This is a genomic window from Marnyiella aurantia, assembly GCF_014041915.1.
Lineage (GTDB): Bacteria > Bacteroidota > Bacteroidia > Flavobacteriales > Weeksellaceae > Marnyiella > Marnyiella aurantia.
Genome location: NZ_CP059472.1, coordinates 972,269 through 994,046 on the forward strand (window position 1 = coordinate 972,269; position 21,778 = coordinate 994,046).

21 protein-coding genes and 1 pseudogene are annotated in these 21,778 nt (G+C 42.6%); 3 read left to right on the forward strand and 19 right to left on the reverse strand.

Annotated features, from left to right (window positions below):
• Positions 1-237: 237 nt before the first annotated feature.
• From H1R16_RS04380 to H1R16_RS04400, 5 genes and pseudogenes are all read right to left on the reverse strand, one after another.
• Positions 238-816: pseudogene (locus H1R16_RS04380) on the reverse strand (30S ribosomal protein S16); the annotation flags it as partial.
• A gap of 97 nt (positions 817-913) precedes the next feature.
• On the reverse strand, positions 914-1,444 hold the full coding sequence (locus tag H1R16_RS04385; RefSeq protein WP_181887594.1) for a nitroreductase family protein: 531 nt from the start codon (positions 1,442-1,444) through the stop codon (positions 914-916).
• Between the two features lie 63 nt (positions 1,445-1,507).
• Positions 1,508-1,957 carry a hypothetical protein gene (locus H1R16_RS04390; protein WP_181887595.1) on the reverse strand — a complete coding sequence of 150 codons (450 nt, stop codon included), beginning with the start codon at positions 1,955-1,957 and terminating at the stop codon, positions 1,508-1,510.
• Between the two features lie 89 nt (positions 1,958-2,046).
• Positions 2,047-2,496 carry a copper resistance protein CopD gene (locus tag H1R16_RS04395; RefSeq protein WP_181887596.1) on the reverse strand — a complete coding sequence of 150 codons (450 nt, stop codon included), beginning with the start codon at positions 2,494-2,496 and terminating at the stop codon, positions 2,047-2,049.
• Positions 2,497-2,561: 65 nt separating this feature from the next.
• Positions 2,562-3,080: an SRPBCC family protein gene (locus H1R16_RS04400; protein WP_228451097.1), complete on the reverse strand. Its 519-nt coding sequence runs from the start codon at positions 3,078-3,080 to the stop codon at positions 2,562-2,564.
• Between the two features lie 101 nt (positions 3,081-3,181).
• On the opposite strand from H1R16_RS04400, the gene H1R16_RS04405 reads away from it, so the two are divergent.
• Positions 3,182-5,197 (forward strand): M3 family metallopeptidase, encoded by a 2,016-nt coding sequence (locus tag H1R16_RS04405; RefSeq protein ID WP_181887597.1) that lies wholly within the window; start codon positions 3,182-3,184, stop codon positions 5,195-5,197.
• Between the two features lie 56 nt (positions 5,198-5,253).
• On the opposite strand, the gene H1R16_RS04410 is transcribed toward H1R16_RS04405, so the two are convergent.
• Together H1R16_RS04410 and panD are read right to left on the reverse strand one after the other, a co-directional pair.
• A complete protein-coding gene (locus tag H1R16_RS04410) occupies positions 5,254-6,240 on the reverse strand; it encodes a lysylphosphatidylglycerol synthase transmembrane domain-containing protein (RefSeq protein WP_396652432.1) in 987 nt (328 codons plus the stop codon).
• Between the two features lie 87 nt (positions 6,241-6,327).
• Positions 6,328-6,678 (reverse strand): aspartate 1-decarboxylase, encoded by a 351-nt coding sequence (gene panD, locus H1R16_RS04415; protein ID WP_158064703.1) that lies wholly within the window; start codon positions 6,676-6,678, stop codon positions 6,328-6,330.
• A 396-nt stretch (positions 6,679-7,074) separates the two neighbouring features.
• On the opposite strand from panD, the gene H1R16_RS04420 reads away from it, so the two are divergent.
• Complete coding sequence (locus H1R16_RS04420) at positions 7,075-7,359, forward strand: HU family DNA-binding protein (RefSeq protein WP_158064704.1); 285 nt, start codon at positions 7,075-7,077, stop codon at positions 7,357-7,359.
• A 67-nt stretch (positions 7,360-7,426) separates the two neighbouring features.
• Here the strand turns inward: H1R16_RS04420 and pdxH are convergent, their stop codons facing one another.
• A complete protein-coding gene (pdxH, locus tag H1R16_RS04425; RefSeq protein WP_181887599.1) occupies positions 7,427-8,071 on the reverse strand; it encodes a pyridoxamine 5'-phosphate oxidase in 645 nt (214 codons plus the stop codon).
• Between the two features lie 44 nt (positions 8,072-8,115).
• Between pdxH and H1R16_RS04430 the strand changes: the two genes are divergently transcribed.
• The gene (locus tag H1R16_RS04430) at positions 8,116-8,664 is read left to right on the forward strand and encodes a YqgE/AlgH family protein (protein WP_396652425.1); all 549 of its coding nucleotides are present in this window, start codon (positions 8,116-8,118) and stop codon (positions 8,662-8,664) included.
• A 140-nt stretch (positions 8,665-8,804) separates the two neighbouring features.
• Here H1R16_RS04430 and H1R16_RS04435 read toward each other — a convergent pair whose 3' ends face one another.
• The 11 genes from H1R16_RS04435 to H1R16_RS04485 form a co-directional block, all read right to left on the reverse strand.
• Positions 8,805-9,614: an aminotransferase class IV gene (locus H1R16_RS04435; protein WP_181887601.1), complete on the reverse strand. Its 810-nt coding sequence runs from the start codon at positions 9,612-9,614 to the stop codon at positions 8,805-8,807.
• Positions 9,615-9,685: 71 nt separating this feature from the next.
• Positions 9,686-10,072 carry an START-like domain-containing protein gene (locus tag H1R16_RS04440; protein WP_181887602.1) on the reverse strand — a complete coding sequence of 129 codons (387 nt, stop codon included), beginning with the start codon at positions 10,070-10,072 and terminating at the stop codon, positions 9,686-9,688.
• A 75-nt stretch (positions 10,073-10,147) separates the two neighbouring features.
• A complete protein-coding gene (locus tag H1R16_RS04445; RefSeq protein WP_181887603.1) occupies positions 10,148-11,323 on the reverse strand; it encodes an aspartate aminotransferase family protein in 1,176 nt (391 codons plus the stop codon).
• Between the two features lie 39 nt (positions 11,324-11,362).
• A complete protein-coding gene (locus H1R16_RS04450; protein WP_181887604.1) occupies positions 11,363-11,920 on the reverse strand; it encodes a DUF6705 family protein in 558 nt (185 codons plus the stop codon).
• Positions 11,921-11,935: 15 nt separating this feature from the next.
• On the reverse strand, positions 11,936-13,522 hold the full coding sequence (locus H1R16_RS04455; RefSeq protein ID WP_181887605.1) for a hypothetical protein: 1,587 nt from the start codon (positions 13,520-13,522) through the stop codon (positions 11,936-11,938).
• Between the two features lie 240 nt (positions 13,523-13,762).
• Entirely contained in the window at positions 13,763-15,496 is a 1,734-nt protein-coding gene (locus tag H1R16_RS04460) for an OstA-like protein (protein WP_181887606.1), read from the reverse strand.
• Positions 15,496-15,969, reverse strand: a complete 474-nt coding sequence (locus H1R16_RS04465; RefSeq protein ID WP_181887607.1) for a Fur family transcriptional regulator — start codon at positions 15,967-15,969, stop codon at positions 15,496-15,498. The genes H1R16_RS04460 and H1R16_RS04465 overlap by 1 nt, the downstream gene beginning before the upstream one ends.
• Before the next feature lie 69 nt (positions 15,970-16,038).
• The gene (locus H1R16_RS04470; RefSeq protein ID WP_181887608.1) at positions 16,039-18,030 is read right to left on the reverse strand and encodes a KUP/HAK/KT family potassium transporter; all 1,992 of its coding nucleotides are present in this window, start codon (positions 18,028-18,030) and stop codon (positions 16,039-16,041) included.
• Positions 18,031-18,126: 96 nt separating this feature from the next.
• Complete coding sequence (locus H1R16_RS04475; protein WP_181887609.1) at positions 18,127-19,110, reverse strand: pyruvate dehydrogenase complex E1 component subunit beta; 984 nt, start codon at positions 19,108-19,110, stop codon at positions 18,127-18,129.
• A 107-nt stretch (positions 19,111-19,217) separates the two neighbouring features.
• Positions 19,218-19,637 (reverse strand): DUF2147 domain-containing protein, encoded by a 420-nt coding sequence (locus tag H1R16_RS04480; RefSeq protein ID WP_181887610.1) that lies wholly within the window; start codon positions 19,635-19,637, stop codon positions 19,218-19,220.
• 132 nt (positions 19,638-19,769) lie between these two features.
• Positions 19,770-21,698 (reverse strand): LTA synthase family protein, encoded by a 1,929-nt coding sequence (locus tag H1R16_RS04485; protein WP_181887611.1) that lies wholly within the window; start codon positions 21,696-21,698, stop codon positions 19,770-19,772.
• Positions 21,699-21,778: the final 80 nt, after the last annotated feature.

The following is a 21,778-nucleotide window of genomic DNA, read 5'->3' on the forward strand; positions in this document are numbered from 1 at the left end:
CAAATATACTGTTTAAAATAAAAAAGACGCCTCAAAGGCGTCTTCTGTACTTTATCCAGTGAGATAAGATTAAGCTTTCGCTTCGTCTGCAGCTTCACCGTCTTCTTTTTTAGGAGCTACTGCATCTGCAATTTTCTCAGTAACATTTGCTACAGTTTCCTTTACGGAATCTACAGCACCAACTACTGCTGCTGCTGCACCACCAATTGTTTCTGCTACATTTTCAACAACTGATTTTTCAGCAGTCTCTTCTGCTGCTTCAGCATTTTTAGCATCTTCAGCTGCTTTTTCTTCTGCTGCTTTCGCATCAGCTGCTGCTTTTTCCTCTGCAAGTTTTGCATCAGCTTCCGCTTTTGCATCTGCCTCAACTTTCGCTGCTGCATCAACTCTTGCCTGGTTTACTTTAGCTTCTGCTTCCAAAGCTGCCTGCTTAGCATCTGCTTTAGATTTAGCCAAACCATCAGTTTTACCGCTTACCTGCTTTTCTTTAGTTTCCAACCAGGCACCGAATCTCTTCTCTGCTTCAGCTTCGTCAAAAGCACCTTTAGCTACACCACCCATAAGGTGTTTTTTGTAAAGGGCCCCTTTGTAAGAAAGAATTGCTCTTGCAGTATCCGTAGGCTGAGCACCGTTGTTTAACCACTGTACAGCTGCATCAACATTAAGTTCGATGGTTGCTGGGTTAGTAATTGGATTGTAAGTACCGATTTTCTCGATGAATTTACCATCTCTTTTTGCTCTTGCATCGGCAACTACGATGTGGAAAAAAGGCTTTCCTTTTTTACCGTGTCTTTGTAATCTGATTTTTACTGACATAAATGTTTGATTTTGTGGGAACTCGTCCCGTTAAATATTAAGTGTGCAAAGATAACCAATTTTGTGGAATTGAACACTTACGCAATAAAAAAAAATATCAGATTTCATTCTGTTCAGATTCAAGTGCTCCCAGATAGAAAAGACCATAACACGTTTCATTCTCTGCAAGTTCCAGATAACCGTCCAGATACCTGATCAGGCCCGGCGAACTCCAATAGCAGCCTATAGTATTAGCGGTACAGGTCAGATACATATTCTGCACTCCCATTGCCACCGCAGCAATCTCCTCCCATTCCGGTACCAAACCACTGAACGCCACCGAAATACTGATAATGGCACCGGCTTTATTTACCTTGGCAGGTATATCGTCATATTTTTTCTGAAGGAATGAAGCGGGCGCTGTTGTTTCACGGTAAATCTCAGCAAGTTTAATCCCAAGATCATTCTTGGCTTCATCGGTAAACACGCGGAAACGCCATGGTTTCGTCCTTTTGTGATTAGGAACGAACTTCGCCGAATCCAGTATGGACTGAAGCACGCCCGGTGAAAGAGTTTCCCCGGTGTAATCTTTTGGAAAAGTGCTTTTCCGTGATTCTATGATCTCTTTTAATATCTGACTTTTATCCATCAGACAAAATTAGTGAACTTTTACCGACAGGGATGTATGAAAGAAAAGGAGTTTTGCGTCACTTTACAACACCTCTTCAATACGCTGGTGAATATTGTTAAGGGTAAACTCATCCCCCGCTTTCTTGCCCTTCATGATTTGCGCCATCGGGCTTTTTTCTGAAATTGCGTAAAACCGGTCACCTTCAAAAAAGAATTCACCCACTGAAACTGAAATATAAAATCTGGCCTTATTGGTGATGACAAGTGAACCCACACCTGCAGCTACCGTTCCTTTGTTAAGGACACGCTGCATTTCGCGCTGCATACTTTTAAGGGCAGCCATCTGACGGTCCAGATGGTAAATCTCGCTTTGAATTTCTTCCCGTATGGAATCATACTTACTTGTTTTCTTAATGTCGCGGCTGGCTTCCAGCGTGAAATTCAGGTAAAATTCAAGAGTCTTCACCTTGCCGGACAGCATTTCCTGCACATACGTACGCAACTCATTTTTGTTGTAAACAGCCTTCTGCATAAAAAAACATCAATACAGCAGTCATCCGTAATCGGAATCTCACCAGTTAAAATTAATCCTTTTTAAAACAAAAAATGTGCACTTTTATTTTAGAAGCTCAGGCCGCCGTAGCGGAAAAAACTGCCGACAATAAGCATCAGGATCCCAATCACCGTTACACAGATGATGTGAAAAGCCATAACAGGCAGGGTTCGGGTACTTAGCTTCGGGAGTACAAAGATATTGGCGCTTAATGCAAAAAGTATGGTCGTGAAAAGCAAAGTGAGCTTTACCGAAACGGCAGTTTCTACAGGATTTGCAAAATGAAACCACTGCGACACATCAACCCCAAACTGGTATGCCATCCAAATTCCTGTGACTACCATTATCAGTAGTGCGGGAATACCGATCTTTTCATATTTTCTTTCGAAAGCGAGCAGGAGTTCAGGATCACGCTTCTTCAGGACTTCAGGAAGGATACCCAAAGCAAGTACAAGGTGTCCGCCTACCCAAACGGCGGCACCGAGCAGATGTAAAATTAAAAGGAAATGATGCGACATTCTGCAAAGTTACATGCTGTAGATTAAAGTAGGTATGACCAGAATCATAGCCAGCAGACGGTATTTTATTTTTCTGAAAGCTGCTTCAGTGTTTCAAGACCGCTACCGTAGGACTTATCCATCTGGCCGTCCATAAAAATGGACATCAGGTTCATCGGATAGTCCAGTTCGCAGTCCATATCCCAGGTCACTTTGGTGGTACTTCCCTGCGGAGTTAATATGATATTGGATGTAGCATCACTTTCAAAAGGTCTGGAAAAAAGCATCTTTGTGCTCTGTTTTTGGTTAGGCACCAATGCGGTAATGATATGACAACCCGCGCCGGCATCATCGTTTCCATCCCAACAATACTGGTCACCCAGCTGTCCGCTGTTCCCGGAATAATCAATTTTCATATTCGGATCCAGCTTCATCCAGGGATTCCAGTTATTGAAAGATCTCATCGAACTGATGTTTTGGTATACTTTTTCGGCAGGAGCGTTTATGGTAATTGATTTTTCAAAATGGTAATCTTTGCCAATGGCAAACATGACAATAAGAAGGACAGCCAGGATGGCCACGATGATCTTCAGGAAAGTTTTCATAGTTGATTAGTTTAACACAAATGTAAAATTATTATTTTGAGTATTTTTACCTCGAAAAGCATGTTACAGCTTATTAATTCTATTAAATTAAGATTTATACAATGAAGAACCCTTTGTCAGAACCCTTCCAAACCATACACTCCTCAGCACCGTTTGCCGAAATTAAAGAAGAACATTTTTTACCTGCGTTTCAGGAACTCATAAAAACCTCCGAAGAGGAAATAAACGGAATCCTTAACAATGATGCTGAACCCACATTTGAAAATGTCATTGAAGCCCTATCCTATTCCGGAAAGCAGTTGGATGTGGTTTCGGGAATTTTCTTCAACCTGAATTCGGCGGAAACAAATGATGAAATCCAGAAGATTGCCCAGGAAGTATCACCAATGTTGACTGAATATTCGGCAAGAATATCGCAGAATGAAGTCCTTTTTGAAAAGATTAAAAAAGTCTATGATGAAAAGGAAAAATATAATCTGGACGAAGAACAGCAGATGCTGCTAAACGACACCTACAAAGGATTTGTACGGAGCGGTGCACTTCTGAATGGTGCCGACAAGGAAAGATTTAAAGAAATCAGCATTGAACTTTCTAAAAAATCGCTGCAGTTTGGGCAAAATGTATTGGCTGAAACCAATAACTACTTTAAACACATCACAGACGAAAATGAGCTCAAAGGCATTCCGGAGGCCATTCTTCAGCAGTACCGTGAAGAAGCAAAATCCCGGGACCTGGATGGATATGTGATCACATTGCAGTTCCCCAGCTATCTGCCGGCAATGACCTATGCCGAAAACCGTGACCTCCGAAAGGAACTCGCCCTGGCATACGGCAAGAAATCCTTTAACAATAATGAATTTGACAATCAGGAACTTATCCGCGAAATCATAGCGCTGAAGCAGGAGAAAGCCCGTTTGCTTGGATATGCAAATTATTCAGAATTTGTGCTGGAAGAAAGGATGGCCAAATCACCCGGTCAGGTCTTAAACTTCCTGAACGAACTTCTGGAAAAGGCAAGACCTTATGCTGAAAAAGAGATAGCCGAACTGAAAGAACTTGCAAAAGCTGACGGGATTGATGAGATGCATAGCTATGACCACAGTTTCTATGCGGAAAAACTTAGGAAAAAGAAATTCGATATTGACGATGAGGAACTGAAACCTTACTTCCAGCTGGAAAAGGTGGAAGAAGCGGTCTTCACATTGGCGGATAAACTCTTCGGACTTGAATTCAGAGAGACCCACGACGTACAGAAATATCATGAGGAGGTAAAAACGTATGAGATATTTGAAAACGGCGAATTCAAGGCACTACTGTACACTGACTATTTTCCGCGGAAAGGTAAGAGGGCCGGCGCATGGATGACGAGTTTCAGAAACCAATACAGAGAAGCAGGCCAAAACATCCGTCCGCATATTTCCGTGGTTTGTAATTTTTCCAAACCAAGCGCAGAAACACCCAGTTTGCTCACGTTCCAAGAAGTAACAACCCTTTTCCACGAATTTGGTCATGCGCTGCATGGAGTTTTGGCCGATACCACTTACCCTAACCTGTCGGGAACATCAGTTAAATGGGATTTCGTGGAACTGCCGTCCCAGTTTCTGGAAAACTTCTGCTACGAACCAGACTTCCTGAAAACATTTGCAAGGCATTATCAGACGGGCGAAACGCTGCCGGATGATAAAATTCAGAAAATCTCAGACTCCAAGAATTTTATGGAAGGATATCAAACCTTAAGGCAGATTGGCCTGGGCAAACTGGATATGGCCTATCACAGCACCCCGGAAAAGATTGGTGATGTTAAAACTTTCGAAGTGAAGGAAACCGAGGGAACAAATCTTTACCCGGCAAATCCTGAGACAGCTACAAGTCCAGCTTTCTCACACATTTTTCAGGGTGGATATTCCGCAGGATATTATTCCTATAAATGGGCCGAAGTCCTGGATGCGGATGCCTTCCAATATTTCAAAGAAAACGGAATCTTCAATCCTGAAACCGCGGCCAAATACCGCCGTTTACTTGCGGCCGGCGGAACAAAAGACCCAATGGAACTCTACAAAGAATTTCGCGGAAGCGAGCCAAAAGTAGAAAGTTTACTTAAAAGAGCTTTCGGATAGAAAACTGAAGAGACGGCTTGGTGCCGTCTCTTTTTATCTTACAACTGTTCCGAAAATCAGCTTGCCTTTTCGGACGTGTTTAATGTTCTCTTACGAAGCGCTTCGCTTCGGCTTTTAGCCAGGACAGGAATCGAAATAAAGCCCATAACCGCCATAATGACCAACTGCATGGTATGCGAAATAAAGGCATAAGCCAGACCTACAGCAGCACCCTCCTCAAATGATTTGCCTTCCGAAAGAAAAAGTGCGCCTATTCCGACTTTTAATGCGAAGTGAAAGGCACCTATCCCTCCCGAGGCCGGAATCATCATTCCTAAAGTCCCAACCACGATGATGAAAAAGCCGTCAGCCACACCGAATGCCGATGTTTCAGGTAGTGAGAAACATACAAGGTAAGCAGCCAGAAAATAGCAGATCCAGATAGCAAATGAATAGATAAAGAAACGTACAGGCTGCTTCAGGCGAAAGATTGACGTTAACCCCTGCAGCAAACCGTCCACAATCTTATAGATCTTCCCGAAGATTGCAATTTTTTCCAGTGCGGACCGCAATAGAAAGAACAAAACAGCACCTGTGACCCCGACAGTCAATATCAGCCAGATCCAGAAGTTGGAGGATTGGGCCGAGCTGTCATTGCTCTGGGTAACATGGTTGAAAAACGCAAATATAGCCTCGTATTTAAAGATGAAAGTAAGCAGCAGGAAACCCATCATGCAGATGAGATCTACGATACGTTCCAGAATAATGGTACCGAAAGACTTATCCACCGGAACCTGTTCCACACCATATAGAGCCGTAGACCGGGCAAGCTCGCCACTACGTGGGATCGTAAGGTTCATCAGGTAACCAAAAGAAATGGTCCAGAGTGAATTGGAATTCGAAATGCGGTAACCCATAGGTTCCAGCAGCAAATTCCAGCGTATGGCGCGGAACCAGTAGGCCAGAATACCGAAAACAGCAGCAACAGCTACCCAGAAGTAATTCGCTTTCGCAAAATAACCTTTTATCTCTCCGAAATTAAGACCCCGGAACGCCAGCCACATAAAAAAAACAGCCACTGCCACCGAGAGGGCAATGGTCAGTATAAGTTTCACAGGATTTTTTTTGATCGATGTTTCCAAATAATGAAGTTAAGTTAGAAGGTTGGTATTTTCATCTGGGAACACAATCTTAGGCTGGAAATCACGTGCTTCCTCAGGCGTCATTTGGGCATACGCTATGATGATAATAATGTCGCCGCGCTGAACTCTCCTTGCCGCAGGGCCATTCAGGCAAACCTCACCGGATTTTCTTTTGCCCTTAATGGCATAAGTGTCAAACCTTTCGCCATTGTTCACATTAACGATATATACCCGCTCGCCTACCATAATTCCGGACGCCTCCAGCAAATCCTCATCAATGGTAATGCTTCCTATATAATTAAGATCTGATTCGGTTACCCGGACACGGTGGATCTTGGATTTAAAAACTTCAATAAGCATTCTGCAAATTTATTAATAATTATCAATATAATTCCAAACGGAATATTATCGTAGAACGCCAACAGATATTGCAATATACTATGGAAACCAGCCGATTAATGTCGATTTGAACGCTCTTATGCCTCATCAGGTAAATAATTAATATGTTTTAGGAATTCATAAAACAGTATAAAAAAAGTACAGATAGTTAAAAACATTGTACCTGCGGGCAAGAGACAATTTTCTGATTCGTGCAAACGCTTATAAACCGTCAAAAGCAATATTATCATTTTTTAAGATTTACCTATCTTTTAATAAATGTTTATTCAATTAATCCTTAAAAATTTGCGCATATTGAATTTTGTTTTATATTTGCTTATATAACCAAGTAAATACTAACATTTTAATATTAAAATTATGAACAAGTCTGAACTAATTGAGGCAATGGCAAACGATGCCGGTATCACCAAAGTAGCAGCTAAAGCTGCATTAGAATCCTTCATGTCTAACGTAATGAACACTTTGCAGCAGAAGGATGGTAAAGTTTCGCTGGTTGGATTCGGAACTTTTTCTGTAGCTGAAAGAGCTGCAAGACAGGGTATTAACCCAGCAACTAAAAAGCCAATTAACATTGCTGCAAAGAAAGTGGCGAAATTTAAAGCTGGTGCTGACCTGGCTACTGCTGTTTCCGGAAATAAATAATTTCAGATTATTTAATATACTGAAACCTCACCTTAGGGTGAGGTTTTTTGCTTTTAAGAGTTACAGATTATGGTGCCAACCGTTTGACGGTCCAGTCAAAATCGGACTGAAAATTATAGATAATCCGGTCGTGCAGGCGGTTAGGTCTACCCTGCCAAAACTCAATTTCATAAGGTTTGGCCATATATCCACCCCAGTTTTCGGGTCTGGGAATTTCCCTTCCCTCATAAAACTGCTCCAGCGCAGTTAATTTTTCTTCCAAATAGTTTCTATCCGGAATGACATCGCTCTGTGGTGATACCACCGCACCCAGTTGGCTTCCACGCGGGCGGGATGCAAAATAACCGTCACTGAGGTTTTCCGGAAGTCTTTCCAGCTCGGCCTTTATAATTATCTGCCGCTCCAGCGGGGGCCAGAAAAAATGGAGGCAAGCCCGCTTGGTGGATTCAATTGCCTGCCCTTTGCGGCTCTTATAATTGGTATAGAAAATAAAACCTTCCCAGGTGTAGGACTTCAGTAGGACCATGCGTGTACGGGGACAGCCGTCGGCTTCAACGGTAGACACCGCCATTGCGTTGGCCTCGGAGATGCCAGGATGTGCACCTGCATCCACAAACCAGTCGCGGAACTGCTCCATAGGATTCAGTTTTATCTGACTTTCCAGTAATTCGGACTGTTCGTAAATTTTCCTTTTATCGTGTAGGTTTTCCATTATTTTTTCTATTTTTGATTGAAGCCAAGCTTCAAAAAGAAAATGTGATGAATTCCTACAAAGGTAAAATTTTAATATCCACACCTGATGTGTCGGGTGATATTTTTTCGAGGTCGGTTGTGCTCATGGTAGACCACAGCGAGAACGGAGCCTTCGGACTTATTCTTAATAAAAAGAATGAAGATGTAAGCCGCGGCGTTGCGCAGCTGTTGGGTTTTGACGTTGAAGTTTACGAAGGCGGTCCTGTAGAAAACGATAAAACCTTCTTTATTGTAAAAGGCCAGGCAGTTAATGATTATCACCTAAAAATCAACGAAAACTATTATCTGACCGAAGATACCGAAACCATTATTGAGCAACTGCTCAGTAATCGTTTGGATGTGAATGATGTAAAAGTATTTTCAGGTTACTCCGGTTGGGCAGCCATGCAGCTGGAAGGCGAGGTACAGAGAAAGTACTGGACTGTTGTGGACATCTATGACCTGGATTACACACTGTCCAATGACCATAATCTCTGGAAAAAAATCATGCAGAACCTGGGTGGCGAATTCCTGATCTGGGCCAATGCACCGCAGAATATCTCCCTTAATTAAAGAATACGATAATTATGTTATAATTTAACCAAGCAACGCACAATTTATGTTACATAATTTGCGTTTAGTTGGTAACACATTAAGTAAAACCCGGTACCTGACAAAAGTTGGTTACCGGGTTTGTCAATTTCAAAAACTACTTACTGAAACGAACTCTGCCACAGCTCAATGATTTGTGCAAAACGTGCGTTTGTAAAGGTTTTATTCCGGATTTTCTGAACAGGATAGAGGCCTTTAGAATCTGATACGAGCAAAATTTCTTCAGATTTCTGACTTTCAAAGGCGATCAGTTCTTCCTCCCGGATCTCGGCAAGTCCATTTTTATGGATAAAGGTGACCAGATTTTCCATCAGAGGTGAAATGTAGGCCCCTTCCGACTGTTTCGGTATCTTAATTATTTTACCCTCCAGAAACAACAGGTTTCCTGATACCGTGCGGGCAATACGTTTATGAGGATTCAGCAGGATTACATCGTCCAGATCATTATCGCGGGCGTAAATCTCCGCATAAATATTCTCCGGGCAATGAACTCTGATGTTGCTCAGCAAATGGGTGTTTACGCTGATTTCCTTAATGAGATCCAGCTCTATTCCTCCGTGAAGCTGCAGCACATCACCGCATGTTTCGACATCTAAGTGGAAAGCCACAGGCACTTTGTCAATTTTTTCTGTACCGCTTTGGCGGTAAACCATCATATGAACGGAGGCATCATGAATTCCCCGCTGCAGTGTGTTCTCCGTTAAGATATTCTGGAAGAAATCCAGTGTATAACCAAGGGGTATGTTCATCCGCATCTTGCGCATTGAGGCCATCAGGAAAAAATAGCATTCTTCGGCCATGATCAGCTGTCCGTTGCGCACGAAAAAAGTAACCTTTACCGCATCACCATGCAGGAACGCACGGTTTACCGGTGAATCATTAACAGGGAGCAAAGGTGTATTTTGAATCATTTCAGTATATTTTATAAAAAACAAAATGAACGATCGCTCGTCCATAGTTTTTCAGTTATTTGAATATTGTTTTATGCTGCGCCCAGTTTAATCTGCAGGTTCTCGATCAGGTTGTCCCAGTACAGTCTGTTCTCCTCTTCATCGCCCGGATCGCAAAAATCGGTGATATTAAGCGACAGATCTTCTGTAATTTCATCTATGACAATGGTCATTTCAAAGAAATTCTTGGTCCCCTCATCCTCTTCCCACCGGAAACGCACAAAACTTTCGGGCTTGTATCGGATCAGGGTTGCCTTCTCTTCAGGGCCATCTCCCCAGCTAAAAAAGAAATCATCTCCCTTCTCAGTTACGTCATCGGCAAACCACTCGGAGAGCCCTTCGGCACTCGCAAGATATTCGTATAAAATCTCTGAAAGACAGTGCATTGGATATTCGTACTGCACTTTCTGCTTTGCCATACTGTTCTTTTTTTTTATTGTTGCGCAATATATAAATTAAAAACGCAACCATGCAACAGAATGGATATGATTTTTCTACGCTTCATCTAAAACGTCGGTAATTATTTGGCAACCGAGGCGAATTTCATCAAAACTTAAAGTTAGGGGTGGGGAAATCCTAAGGTATTCATTGCGGTAAAGTTGCCAGAAGACCACCAAACCTTCTTCCATGCAGCGTTTTGCCACCTGCAGCGTATACTCAGGCTGACCCAGATTTACGGCCAGCATCAGGCCTTTACCATTGATATTTTTAATTTTTGGGTGTACCAGCAATTCGCGGAAAAGTTTTTCTTTTTCAGCAACCTCAGCCATCAGGCCACTCTCAAGAACTTCCTTCAAAGTAGCATGGCTGGCGGCTGCAATAAGCGGATTGCCGCCAAAGGTCGTAATATGTCCCAATTTGGGCGAGTGCGACAGACTTTCCATTATCCTGCGTGAACTCATAAAGGCACCTACCGGAACGCCACCGCCCATACCTTTTCCCATGACCAGGATGTCGGGTACAATTCCATAGTGTTCAAAGGCAAAGAGTTTACCTGTCCTCCCGAAACCCGGCTGGATTTCGTCCAGGATCAGCAATGCCCCTACCTCTTCGCAACGCGATTTCAGTTTTTTCAGATAATCCCCTTCTGGGAGAATGAATCCGGCCGCTCCCTGTATGGTTTCCAGAAGGACGCAAGCCGTTTTGTGCGTAATATTCTCCAGATCTTCTTCTTTATTGAACTCGATGAAGTCTACCAACGGCAGCAGCGGCCGGAATTCGCGTTTGTGGTATTCGTTGCCTGAAACCGAGAGTGCGCCGTGGGTGTTTCCATGGTAGGAATTGTGAAAGGAAACGATTTCTTCCCTCCCCGTATATCTTTTGGCCAGTTTCAGGGCGCCGTCTATCGCTTCCGCACCTGAATTCACGAGGTAAGTGACCTCCAGCGGATCGGGTGTAGATTCAGCCAGCAATCTGCAGAGTTTCACGGGCATTTCCTGGGCATATTCGCCGTAGACCATAACGTGCAGGTATTTATCGGCCTGGTCTTTAATGGCTGAAATGATTTTGGGATGTGAATGACCAAGAGTATTGGCAGAAACTCCGGCTACAAAATCCAGGTATTTCCGGCCGTCTTTGCCGTAAATATAGCTCCCTTCGGCCTTTTCCACTTCGAAACCGGCCGCAAATTGGGTGGTCTGAGCCTGGTATTTAAAGAAATCGTTTTGCATGGTGCAAAAATAAGAAAAACCGCCGGGTAGCGGTTTCGATTATTGTTTGGTGAAGATTAAATCCTTGGTATCAGGCAGGTAAATCTTTTTGTCCACATTTGGCGGACAGCTTACGTCATCAATGGCGGTTGTTTGGGGGTTGTACGTCCAGGAAATCTGAGTAGGACTGATCTTTTTCATATAGATCAATCCGTTTCCAATGCTGCAATTATTGCCCGAATACGAAAAACCAAGTGATTGAATTTGGGGAATAAAGGTGATGCTTTCTATTTCATTTGTTGTTGTTGCAATATTTTGAGTATCCTGTAAAACGGTACCAGAGAAATTTTTAACAATGAATTTCACTATTAAAACATCTTGAAAGTAATTTTTATTTCCATACGCGATTGGCTTTTGAGAAACTTTACTGATAAATAAAGTTGTCTCCCTTCCTTCATATGTTACTTTATACTCTCCTATGAATGGGTCTAATTCGTTATTTAAATCTTTCACATATGCTCCATCTGGTATATCGTCCAGACTCGTATTAAAAGCAACAGTTTGAGCTTTGCATGCTATACAAATTAAAAATAAGGCTAAATAAAGTAATTTTTTCATAGTAAAAATTTTAAATTATGGGCAAGGTACAGCATTTATCGAACCGTCAGGGTTTGGGGTTATATTAGATACCGTATAATTGTTATTATTTTTTTCAATTCTTTGTAACATCACTTTACCTTGCTTATTCATCAATTTTAATGTTTCAAAGAAAAACTTCTCAAGACCTTCGTTAGTCAAAATATTGCTGTAAGGTGATACTGTATTCGACGAATTTGTTTGAAGATACAGTTCTCTTCTTTTTTGTTGATTTATCAATTCCTTAAAATCATAATTAGCTTTTAAAAAAATATTTAAATCCTGTGCATTACCTGTAAAACGTATAATGTAATTCCTATAGCACCAGCCACCTGGGCACGAGCCACTTGCATCTGACCCTACCATTTGAAAGAAAGCATTTTGATAGTCGCTTTCCTGATAATTTACAACGTAGCTCAGTAATTTTGCACCAATATCGGTAGCAGAAAACATTTTGATGCCATCCGGTGTATGGTTGTGTCCGCCTCCCTGCTGACCGGTAGCCGATCCGAGATTAACGCGATGCTCTTCGCCATCAATCAATGGTGATACGAAACCTGTTATACTTACGTTATAGCCTTTTTCATTTTTAGCCTTAGATTGACTGTCTAAGCTTTCAGTATGTGCCTTAATTTCCGGCCGTTGCATTAATGTTTTCGTGTTATCGCACGGCGTCTGTGGTTTGGGATCAGTTAAAATCGGTATTATCGGTAAAACAGGGGTACAGCCATTCTCACCAATACCGGTTGAAGGGTCGGTAGGATCGGTGGGAATCTGTATACACTCTGTTGGTTCTGTAGGAGGGCAATCTGGACACGTTTCTCCGCCACCGCCAGGAGTATCACCCGGTGTTCCGGGAACTGTTGGCGTACTGCCTATTGGTGGCGGTTCATCAATACTTTCGCACTGTTCCTGATATAATATAACAAAGGTAGATGGATGGTCAGCTTCACATGGCCCATTGGGAGCAGACGCTTCACCATTACTGTGCTTTAGGCGTCCATCACAGACGGTATAATAAGATCCCACAAAAACCATCTGACAGTTTTGAAGGCTTAAGGTTTGGATTAACCCTCCATTGTTGTATGTCCCTGATGTAAGTTGCCTCATTTTTATTTTATTTTGTGGAATAGGCCAAGCTCCACTTTCAAATAACTGCTGCTCCTGCTCAGTGATAAAATATTCAATTAAATATTCCTTATAGCTCCCATCAGGAAGTGGTGTAAGAAGTAAATTTTCAATAGGTTCATTCACTTGGGAGTTCGTCCTGTTAATCTTGAAGATGTAGTTGTGATAATTTCCATTCTCAATATAAACTACATGATCTGTGTTAATAGATACACTATCTCCGTAATTCACTGTTTTTCCCAAAGTGTTTTTTATAGAAGGTTTTGACAGCATTTCCTTAGAGTTGGATAACTCCGAAAGTAATCTTGTTCTGTGCTTACTTTCATTCAGAGAGATAATCCTGGTGATTAGACCTTCAGTAAGCTGTACATTCCTGTGCTCTGCATCCTGCAAGTAATCGCTACGGCAAGCCGCAAGAACCATAAACAGTAAGAGTAAGTAAATTTTGTTCTTCATTTAATTAGTTTAGGTATTAGTTGTTGCTAATACACAACTTACTTTTTCAAAATAATTTCCTTGAGATCCAAACTTCGCTGAACTGCACCTCTTTGAAAACTCAAGAGTACCCGCGCCCCGACCTGAGTGGAGCTCTTTTTATGGAGCAAAGCGGAATAAAAGCGGGAACGGAGGGCGGAAAAAGGCGCCCTGAAAACAAGACAAAAGACAAAGAATAAAGAAGAAAGTGCAAAGATGGAGTTACCTCCTGACCCTTTTGGGTTTCTTGGCTTCTTCTTCGGCGCGGGCGCGGTCTACTTCGGCCTGTGCCGCATCGAAGAACGGATTATCTTCAGTATACTGAACTTCTTCGTAGTTGGGCGTGTCCACGAAAATATCCTGCCACTTGAGCAGGCGGTCTTTAGTATTCCAGTTGAAACCCTGCAGAAACCTCATCTCTTTGGAGATCTTGCTCATAGGATAGATATCCGTTAATGCACCGATATTGCAGGATACAATCTGAACTCTCCGCTCTTCGAAAAGGGCTTCAATGATCCCACAGGTTGAAAGTGCCACGCCAATCCTTTCTGTTTCGCGGGTCCTTTCGTTTTGATCGTCGGCATAAGTAACTGCCTGCGCATTACCAATGACATTGGCCAGGTTCACTTGGTTTTCTTTATAATAAACGGTCATCAGCTTACCTTTAACCTGGTTGAATTCGTCCTTCAGGTTCAGTGAATCGGCTTTACTGATGGCAAAAGCGTTTCCAATGACCTTCAGCGAGTCGATGTACTCATTTTCGGTATCGAAATAGGCTTCAATCTTATCTCCCGAAACCTGTTTGGCTCCACTCCATGCAATAGGACTGCCGGCCAGATGCAGCACACCGTCGGTTTCATTGAAACTGAGCGAGTCTGAACGGGACTGTATATTCGATTTGAAGAAACGTGCCTGACGGTAGGCGCGCAGGAAACTCTTTTTTACATTCGTTGAGTCCATTTTCTGGTAGGCCAGAATTCGGTTTGCTGAAAAGTAAATGGAGTCGTTCTCCAGGATTTTTACGGCATAGGCCCTCTCAGTAACCATGGCCGAATCGATTTTCTCGTAAATTTCGCCATAACCACCTTTAATATAACGGCGTTCCTGCGGATCGTTCAGGGTTACATTTCCTGTAGCTGTACCAAAACCGGTGATTTGGTTGAAGTACATCCTGTCACCTACCAGCGTTTTGTTGTTATAGTAAATCGTAGAGTTTTTGTTAAGCCATACTTCCTTGGTGTTCTGGTTGTAGGTACCGCTTTCGGTATAGACTCTGTTGGACGGGTTATCTCTGTTAATGATGGTTGTAGGACCGTTAAAAGTAGCCACATTGGTATTCTGGTTCTGCACGATGTTGGTGCCGTCCACAATATACTGGTTGTTCTCGATCTTTACATTACCTGTAAAGTCAATGAGTTTGGTCGCGATATTATAGGTAGCCGACTTCGCGTACATAATACCCTGTCCATCCGTGATGGTACCTCCGGTATTGAAGTAAGCTTTGTTCGAAATCCTGTCATAGTAAAGGGTTTCTGTACGGATGGTCTGTTTGGGATCTGTAAGGACCACATCCTTTTTGGCGATACCTCGCTGGGTATTTCCGTCGTATTCCATTTCGCCGGCTGTGATTACGGAACCATCGGCATTTACAAGTTTAACATGTCCAAGTGCTTTTACAAAATTCTCCTTTTCGTACCAGATCACAAAATCGGAGGTAACTACAGAACCCTGATGGTCAAACTGTACATTTCCTTCAAAAAAAGTATTTCCGTTAAACTTGGTGGGGTCTTTCTTTACAAAATCGGCGTGAACGAGCTTTACCTTCTCGCCTGTCTTCTGCTGCGCCTGCTGCTGACTGAAGAAAGGGTCCTTTACAAGAGGATCCGTGGGCCTGGTGGTAATTTGCGCCATAAGCTGCACCGAAGCAAATAGGAAAATCGCAAGAAGTTTCTTCATCAATCTTTTTTGGTACCGTAGAAGTAAAGCGAGTGAGAATTAATATTTACACCAAAGGCATCTTCGATAGACTGTTTGATTCCCTGTATCCGAGGGTCACAGAACTCGATGATTTCTGCAATTTCCTTGTCGGAGTCGCGCTTGTATATTACCAGGTGGTCGTGTTGCTTATCGAAATAAGATTTCTCGTAGGATGATGTGCTCAGGGTCTTTTCGCCAAATTGGTGCTTGCGGATGAGGCCGGCATCCAGAAAGATCTCGATGGTATTGTAAATGGTGGCTTTGGACACGTGATATTTCTTCTGCATCATAAGCAGATACAAATCATCTACATTGAAATGATGGTCCAGGGAATAAATTTCCTCCAGAATGGTGTAGCGCTCCGGCGTGTTACGGAATCCTTTTTCCTGAAGGTATTGCCTAAGGACATCTTTAATCTGTTCTACATTTTTATCTTTCTGTACGGAATCCATTGCTGCTGTTTGCTGCAAATTTATCACTTTTTTCTTTGACACTGAAAAACAGTGGGGAAGCGTATCCCGTCAGCCTTCCGACCTTTTGAAATCAACCTGCTGTATTTTTTTTACGATGATATGCTGGTCCAGCAGCGGCGCAGATTCAACTACGACATTGTGTCTTGAAACACCCCAGGCTTTGAAATCGTCGCTGCCAATATATTTTACGAAGTTGTAGATGTTCAGCGTAATCTTTTCCTTGATGGTAAGCAGCGTATCGTTAATGTAGGTATTGTCGATAATTACATACTTAAGGTCAGGCGGAATATTGTGGGCCCGCAGTGAAGGATAACTGCTTCGGGAGGGGATTACACCTTCTGCCATAAGGTCCTTCAGTACATCATCAAAATAATCATTGATGCGACGGTCTACCTTAAAACCAAGCATAAAGTTGACCCTGTAAATGGTGCCCGCCACGATTTCCTCCACTGAGTATTTGAATGTGAAAGGGTCTTCCTGATTTACGATATTCAGTATAAAGTAATGGTCCGCACGTTTGGGCTGGCGGCGAAGGATGGAATAAATGATCTTTGCCTCAATCTCATTTTCTCGTTTTGCACGGCTCAGATATGCAAGGTTGGTAGCGTATTTAGGGATGGTCTCATCCAGTTTCATTTCCTTGATTATGGGAACATACTTGTCAAAACTCACAAATTTTATAAAGTTATTCTTGATTCGCCGGCCGTTGTACCAGGCATACATACAAACGCCGATGAACCCACCCAGCACTATGGTCAGCCAGCCACCATCAAAAAACTTAATGACGTTCGCACTGAAAAAACCAAGTTCAATGAACAGATAGGTTCCACCGAAAAGAAGCATGAGTAAGGGGTGTACCCTTCTACGTCTCAGCCAGAATAGTAAAAGCACAGTGGTCATAAGCATCGTAATGGTGATGGTAAGACCATACGCAGCTTCCATTTTACCGGACTCCTGAAAATAGAGTACCACAATGATACACATAAGCAAAAGGCCCCAGTTAATACGTGGGATGTACATTTGCCCTTTAACACCGGAAGGATAATCAATCTTTTGGTTTGGCCAGAAATTAATGGACATGGCCTCGGTAAACATGGTAAAAGAGCCTGTAATTACGGCCTGGCTTGCAATAATTGCAGCTGCTGATGCCAGTACCACTCCCGGAAGGATAAGATATTCCGGCATGATTGCGAAAAAAGGATTGAGACCTTTCGCCTGCACCGTATCAATATTGTCCAGCAACCAGGCACCCTGTCCCAGATAATTCAGTATCAGCATCACCTTTACGAAGATCCAGCTTATCCTGATGTTCTTAATTCCACAATGGCCTAGGTCAGAATACAGGGCTTCCGCACCGGTGGTACACAGAAATACGGCACCCAGAATAACTATTGCACTCGGAGAATGAGTAATAAGCTGATAAGCGTAATAGGGATTGAAAGATTTGAAAATCTCAATATGATCCGAGATATGCATAGACCCGAAAATACCCAACGCCAGGAACCAAATCACCATTACAGGGCCAAAAAATTTCCCGATGAAGCTGGTGCCGAACTGCTGTACCACAAATATGACCAGCAGGATACCGCAGGTTATGAGGACCACGGGAGTTTCCGGATTATAGATTTTAAGCCCCTCAATCGCCGACATCACCGTTAGGGAAGGCGTTATCACACTGTCTGCCACCAACGTAGCCCCTCCAATGATTGCAATAAGGTACAGCCATCGCTTCCTGAATTTCTTGACCAGAGAATAAAGGGCCAGAATCCCTCCTTCCCCCTTGTTATCGGCCCGTAGTGCAATGATCACATACTTCAGTGTAGTCTGCAGCGTAAGTGTCCAGATGATACAGGAAAGTGCACCTTCAATATATTCATCCAAAGGAAGTGAAGCCGAATCTTCGCGCGCACCAACTATGGCCTTCATCACGTATAGTGGCGAAGTACCGATATCTCCAAAAACAATTCCCAGAGAGACCAAAACTCCCATAAAAGAGAGTTTTTTAAGGTCAAATTGATGACCACCAGCTAATGAATTCATTTCAAAAAAAATATCGGCAAAGGTATTCTATTAAACCACCTGTTTATGAGACTATTTATAAATGAAAAAACTCCCTTTCGAGAGTTTTTATCTATTTTATGCCTTGATGTACATTGCTTTCTTAATTTCAGCTTTCACTGTTTCCAGTTTGGGGAACCATTCGGCAAAAAGTGCTGAGGAATAAGGGGCCGGCGCATCAGGAGTAGTGATTCTCTTGATTGGCGCATCCAGATAATCAAATGCTTTTTGCTGTACCATATAAGTAATTTCGGTAGCTACTGAACCAAATGGCCAGGCTTCCTCCAAAATAACAAGACGGTTGGTCTTCTTCACTGATTCCAGAACCGTATCGTAATCCAGCGGACGAACAGTCCTAAGGTCGATTACCTCAACGGAAACCCCTTCTTTTTCCATATCTTCGGCAGCCTGCATTGCCAGCTTCATAATCTTGCCAAATGAAACCAGGGTAATATCTGTACCTTCTCTCTTGATATCTGCTTTACCGATTGGCAGGTAATATTCTTCTTCAGGAATCTCCATCTTATCTCCATACATCTGCTCAGACTCCATGAAGATTACCGGGTCATTGTCCTGAATTGCAGTTTTCAGAAGTCCTTTCGCATCATAAGGATTCGAAGGAACCACTACCTTAAGTCCGGGACAGTTAGCATACCAGGATTCGAAAGCCTGGCTGTGGGTAGCCCCAAGCTGTCCTGCAGAAGCTGTAGGCCCACGGAAAACGATAGGACAGTTCCACTGGCCACCGCTCATCTGGCGGATCTTGGCAGCATTATTTATAATCTGGTCTATACCTACCATGGCAAAGTTGAAGGTCATATATTCCACGATGGGACGGTTGCCGTTCATAGCCGCGCCTACTGCGATACCTGTAAAACCAAGCTCAGCAATTGGGGTATCGATTACTCTTTTAGCACCAAATTCGTCCAGCATACCTTTGGAAGCTTTGTAAGCTCCGTTATATTCTGCCACCTCTTCACCCATCAGGAAAATGGATTCGTCTTTACGCATTTCCTCGCTCATTGCCTGCGCAATCACTTCCCGGAAAGTATATTCTGCCATATTTGCATTAAATTTATTAGTGCACAAAATTACTGAATTTTTATTGAATCCTTAAACAAAAAAAACAGAGCCCGAAGCCCTGTTTCATTATTTTAAGCCGTGAATGCTTAGTTTACTTTTTGCCAGGTTTGCGTTCTTCCAATGAGAGAAAAACCTACATAACCTCTAACGTTCAGCTTGTCGCCTTCGCGTTTGATTGTACATTTATAAGTTTTGCCGCTTTTTGGGTCAGTAATGGTTCCGCCTGTAAACTCGTTGCCGTCTTTATTCAGTCCGCGGATTATTTCCAGTCCAATCAAAGGTTTATTCTTACGGTCGTCCGTACATTTTACACAGCTGTTATTTTCGGGTTTCGCCAAAAGCTGTACGATTTTCCCTATATATTGTCCCTTGGAATTTTTCGTAATTTCTACAATGGATTTAGCCTTACCGGTTTCATCATCTATGGTCTTCCATTTACCTTCAATCTGTGCGAATGAAAGTACACCCACAAAAAGGGCTGCGAAAGCAAAAGCAAACTTTTTCATAATCTATAAGTATTTTTTGTATTGATTTATCTTTTGATAAAAATAATCAAAAAATGTTAAGTTCCAACTTTTTTATTATTCACATCACAGCGATTATGTCTTTTCCAATCAAGATTGCCGCTGCCCGCCGTTTCATTTCAGTTTTCTGTTAATTACGCGGTCCATATAATCCTGGTACCAGCCTTTGACCAGTTTCTCACCGGCAGCCGCTTTACGGTTGTTTACTTTACCCTTCAGATTGTTGTCCATATTCAGATCGTTGATATCATAAATACCGTGCACTTCCTTACCGTCAAATCTGTAGATATAGTCATTGGTCATTATCTGGTTGTTCACAGCATCAGAATTTACGATGAAGGGCTCAAACTTTTGCTCCGACACCAGGCTTCTGCCCCAACTGCGGATTTTTTTGTTATATCCAATCAGGTCGGCCAGGGTGGGGTAAATATCCATCTGTTGTGCCAGCTCCATATTTACTCCTTTCAGATTATACTCCGGATTGGGCGAATAAAAAAGGATAGGTACGGCAAAACGGTTCATCATTTTCTCATACTCGGGATAATGAACTTTATTGGGATGATCTCCGGTTATGACGAAGATAGTATTCTTAAACCAGGGCTTGCTTTTTACTGATTCAAAATATTTGCGGATCGCCATGTCCGTATACTGCATCGGGATGTGCATTTCTACGGAGCCGGGGCGGAATTTACCTATGTATTTTTCCGGAACTGTAAAGGGATGATGTGATGAAGCTGTGAATACTGTAGACATAAACGGTTGCGTCTTGCCGGTATTATTGGCAAAATACTGCAGAAAAGGCTCGTCCCAGATCGCCCACATACCGTCAAAGTCCGCATCGTTATTGTATTCATTCTTCCCGAAATAATCTTTAAAACCTAAAATACCTGCAAAACCCTGGAATCCCATCGAGCCGTTAGGAGCCCCGTGATAAAACGATGTGTCGTAACCCAGCTCATTACACACTGAAACTATGCTCTGAATCTTCTGATTGGAATAGGGTGAACTTGTAAACGCATCGGTTAAACTTGGGATTCCGGCAAGTATGCTGCTCATCCCGTGGATAGACTGCCGGCCATTCGCATAGGAATTGGGGAAAATAAGACTTTCAGCGGCCAGACTGTCAATGAAAGGAGTGTAAGAAATATAATCATCAATATCCTTATGAGTGTTAAATGCGCCGGAATATTCCCTGCCGAAAGATTCTACAATCAGTATCACAACATTAGGCCGGTTGGTCACCTTACGTGTATACTGCTTATAAGGATGGACATTTTGCTGTATAAATTCGTCATCAACATACTTAACAAGTTCAAAGTTATTGCTTCCGAGCGTACGGAAAAATGAGAAAACACTGTTCAGTACAAGATTAGCCTGCACCGGGTTTTTCACATGCCGGTTGGCATCTACAAGATTTATTGGACGGGTGGAATGTTTAAAATCTCCGCGTATCCCTCCCACGGCCAGCACTGCTGTTAAACACAATACAATTACCGACAAAATAAAGTAGGGAATCAACCTAACAGGTTTGCGCGCTTCAACCTTAACTTTACGGTAAAGCCAAACCCATACAGCCATAATTACAGCAAACAGGATAAGTACAGAAGGATTCTGAAGTACAGAGACGAAAAACACCTTCATCAGGTTGGTTTCATGCTGCGCTACATGCATAGCTGCGGTAGTAAGCCTTGCCTGACTGAAACGGTAATAAATAAAATCGCCGAAATTCATTCCGTAAGCAATACCATTGGTAATGAAATAGACCCAGAACAGTATTTTCTGATAATAACCTTTGGTATTAATGACCAACGGCAGTAAGCTCAGCAGAATAAAGAGCGCATTTACATACAGGATTGCTGTTGTGTCAAAGGCTATGCCCCTGTAAGCTATATTAAAATAATCCGACAGGCTTTCTACTTTAATAAGATCACTGTTATAAAAATAGAAAAGCAGGCGCGCCACCTGATAAAAGAAATACACGAGCAGAAGCCTGTAAGCCAGTACCAGCACTTCCCCGGACCTAAATTCCCTGAAAAAATTCATAGCGGCAAATTTACATTAAATTAATATCCCGATTACATATCAGGCAGCACGCTAAAGTTGATAACGGGATAAAAAGCTTA

What these genes read in the sequence shown, in the direction of transcription:
- H1R16_RS04385 (WP_181887594.1), bottom strand. Translation starts at nt 1,444, where the DNA reads ATGGATAAAAGTCAGATATTAAAAGAGATCATAGAATCACGGAAAAGC.
- H1R16_RS04390 (WP_181887595.1), bottom strand. Translation starts at nt 1,957, where the DNA reads ATGCAGAAGGCTGTTTACAACAAAAATGAGTTGCGTACGTATGTGCAG.
- H1R16_RS04395 (WP_181887596.1), bottom strand. Translation starts at nt 2,496, where the DNA reads ATGTCGCATCATTTCCTTTTAATTTTACATCTGCTCGGTGCCGCCGTT.
- H1R16_RS04400 (WP_228451097.1), bottom strand. Translation starts at nt 3,080, where the DNA reads ATGAAAACTTTCCTGAAGATCATCGTGGCCATCCTGGCTGTCCTTCTT.
- H1R16_RS04405 (WP_181887597.1), top strand. Translation starts at nt 3,182, where the DNA reads ATGAAGAACCCTTTGTCAGAACCCTTCCAAACCATACACTCCTCAGCA.
- H1R16_RS04410 (WP_396652432.1), bottom strand. Translation starts at nt 6,240, where the DNA reads ATGTGGCTGGCGTTCCGGGGTCTTAATTTCGGAGAGATAAAAGGTTAT.
- panD (WP_158064703.1), bottom strand. Translation starts at nt 6,678, where the DNA reads ATGCTTATTGAAGTTTTTAAATCCAAGATCCACCGTGTCCGGGTAACC.
- H1R16_RS04420 (WP_158064704.1), top strand. Translation starts at nt 7,075, where the DNA reads ATGAACAAGTCTGAACTAATTGAGGCAATGGCAAACGATGCCGGTATC.
- pdxH (WP_181887599.1), bottom strand. Translation starts at nt 8,071, where the DNA reads ATGGAAAACCTACACGATAAAAGGAAAATTTACGAACAGTCCGAATTA.
- H1R16_RS04435 (WP_181887601.1), bottom strand. Translation starts at nt 9,614, where the DNA reads ATGATTCAAAATACACCTTTGCTCCCTGTTAATGATTCACCGGTAAAC.
- H1R16_RS04440 (WP_181887602.1), bottom strand. Translation starts at nt 10,072, where the DNA reads ATGGCAAAGCAGAAAGTGCAGTACGAATATCCAATGCACTGTCTTTCA.
- H1R16_RS04445 (WP_181887603.1), bottom strand. Translation starts at nt 11,323, where the DNA reads ATGCAAAACGATTTCTTTAAATACCAGGCTCAGACCACCCAATTTGCG.
- H1R16_RS04450 (WP_181887604.1), bottom strand. Translation starts at nt 11,920, where the DNA reads ATGAAAAAATTACTTTATTTAGCCTTATTTTTAATTTGTATAGCATGC.
- H1R16_RS04455 (WP_181887605.1), bottom strand. Translation starts at nt 13,522, where the DNA reads ATGAAGAACAAAATTTACTTACTCTTACTGTTTATGGTTCTTGCGGCT.
- H1R16_RS04460 (WP_181887606.1), bottom strand. Translation starts at nt 15,496, where the DNA reads ATGAAGAAACTTCTTGCGATTTTCCTATTTGCTTCGGTGCAGCTTATG.
- H1R16_RS04465 (WP_181887607.1), bottom strand. Translation starts at nt 15,969, where the DNA reads ATGGATTCCGTACAGAAAGATAAAAATGTAGAACAGATTAAAGATGTC.
- H1R16_RS04470 (WP_181887608.1), bottom strand. Translation starts at nt 18,030, where the DNA reads ATGAATTCATTAGCTGGTGGTCATCAATTTGACCTTAAAAAACTCTCT.
- H1R16_RS04475 (WP_181887609.1), bottom strand. Translation starts at nt 19,110, where the DNA reads ATGGCAGAATATACTTTCCGGGAAGTGATTGCGCAGGCAATGAGCGAG.
- H1R16_RS04480 (WP_181887610.1), bottom strand. Translation starts at nt 19,637, where the DNA reads ATGAAAAAGTTTGCTTTTGCTTTCGCAGCCCTTTTTGTGGGTGTACTT.
- H1R16_RS04485 (WP_181887611.1), bottom strand. Translation starts at nt 21,698, where the DNA reads ATGAATTTTTTCAGGGAATTTAGGTCCGGGGAAGTGCTGGTACTGGCT.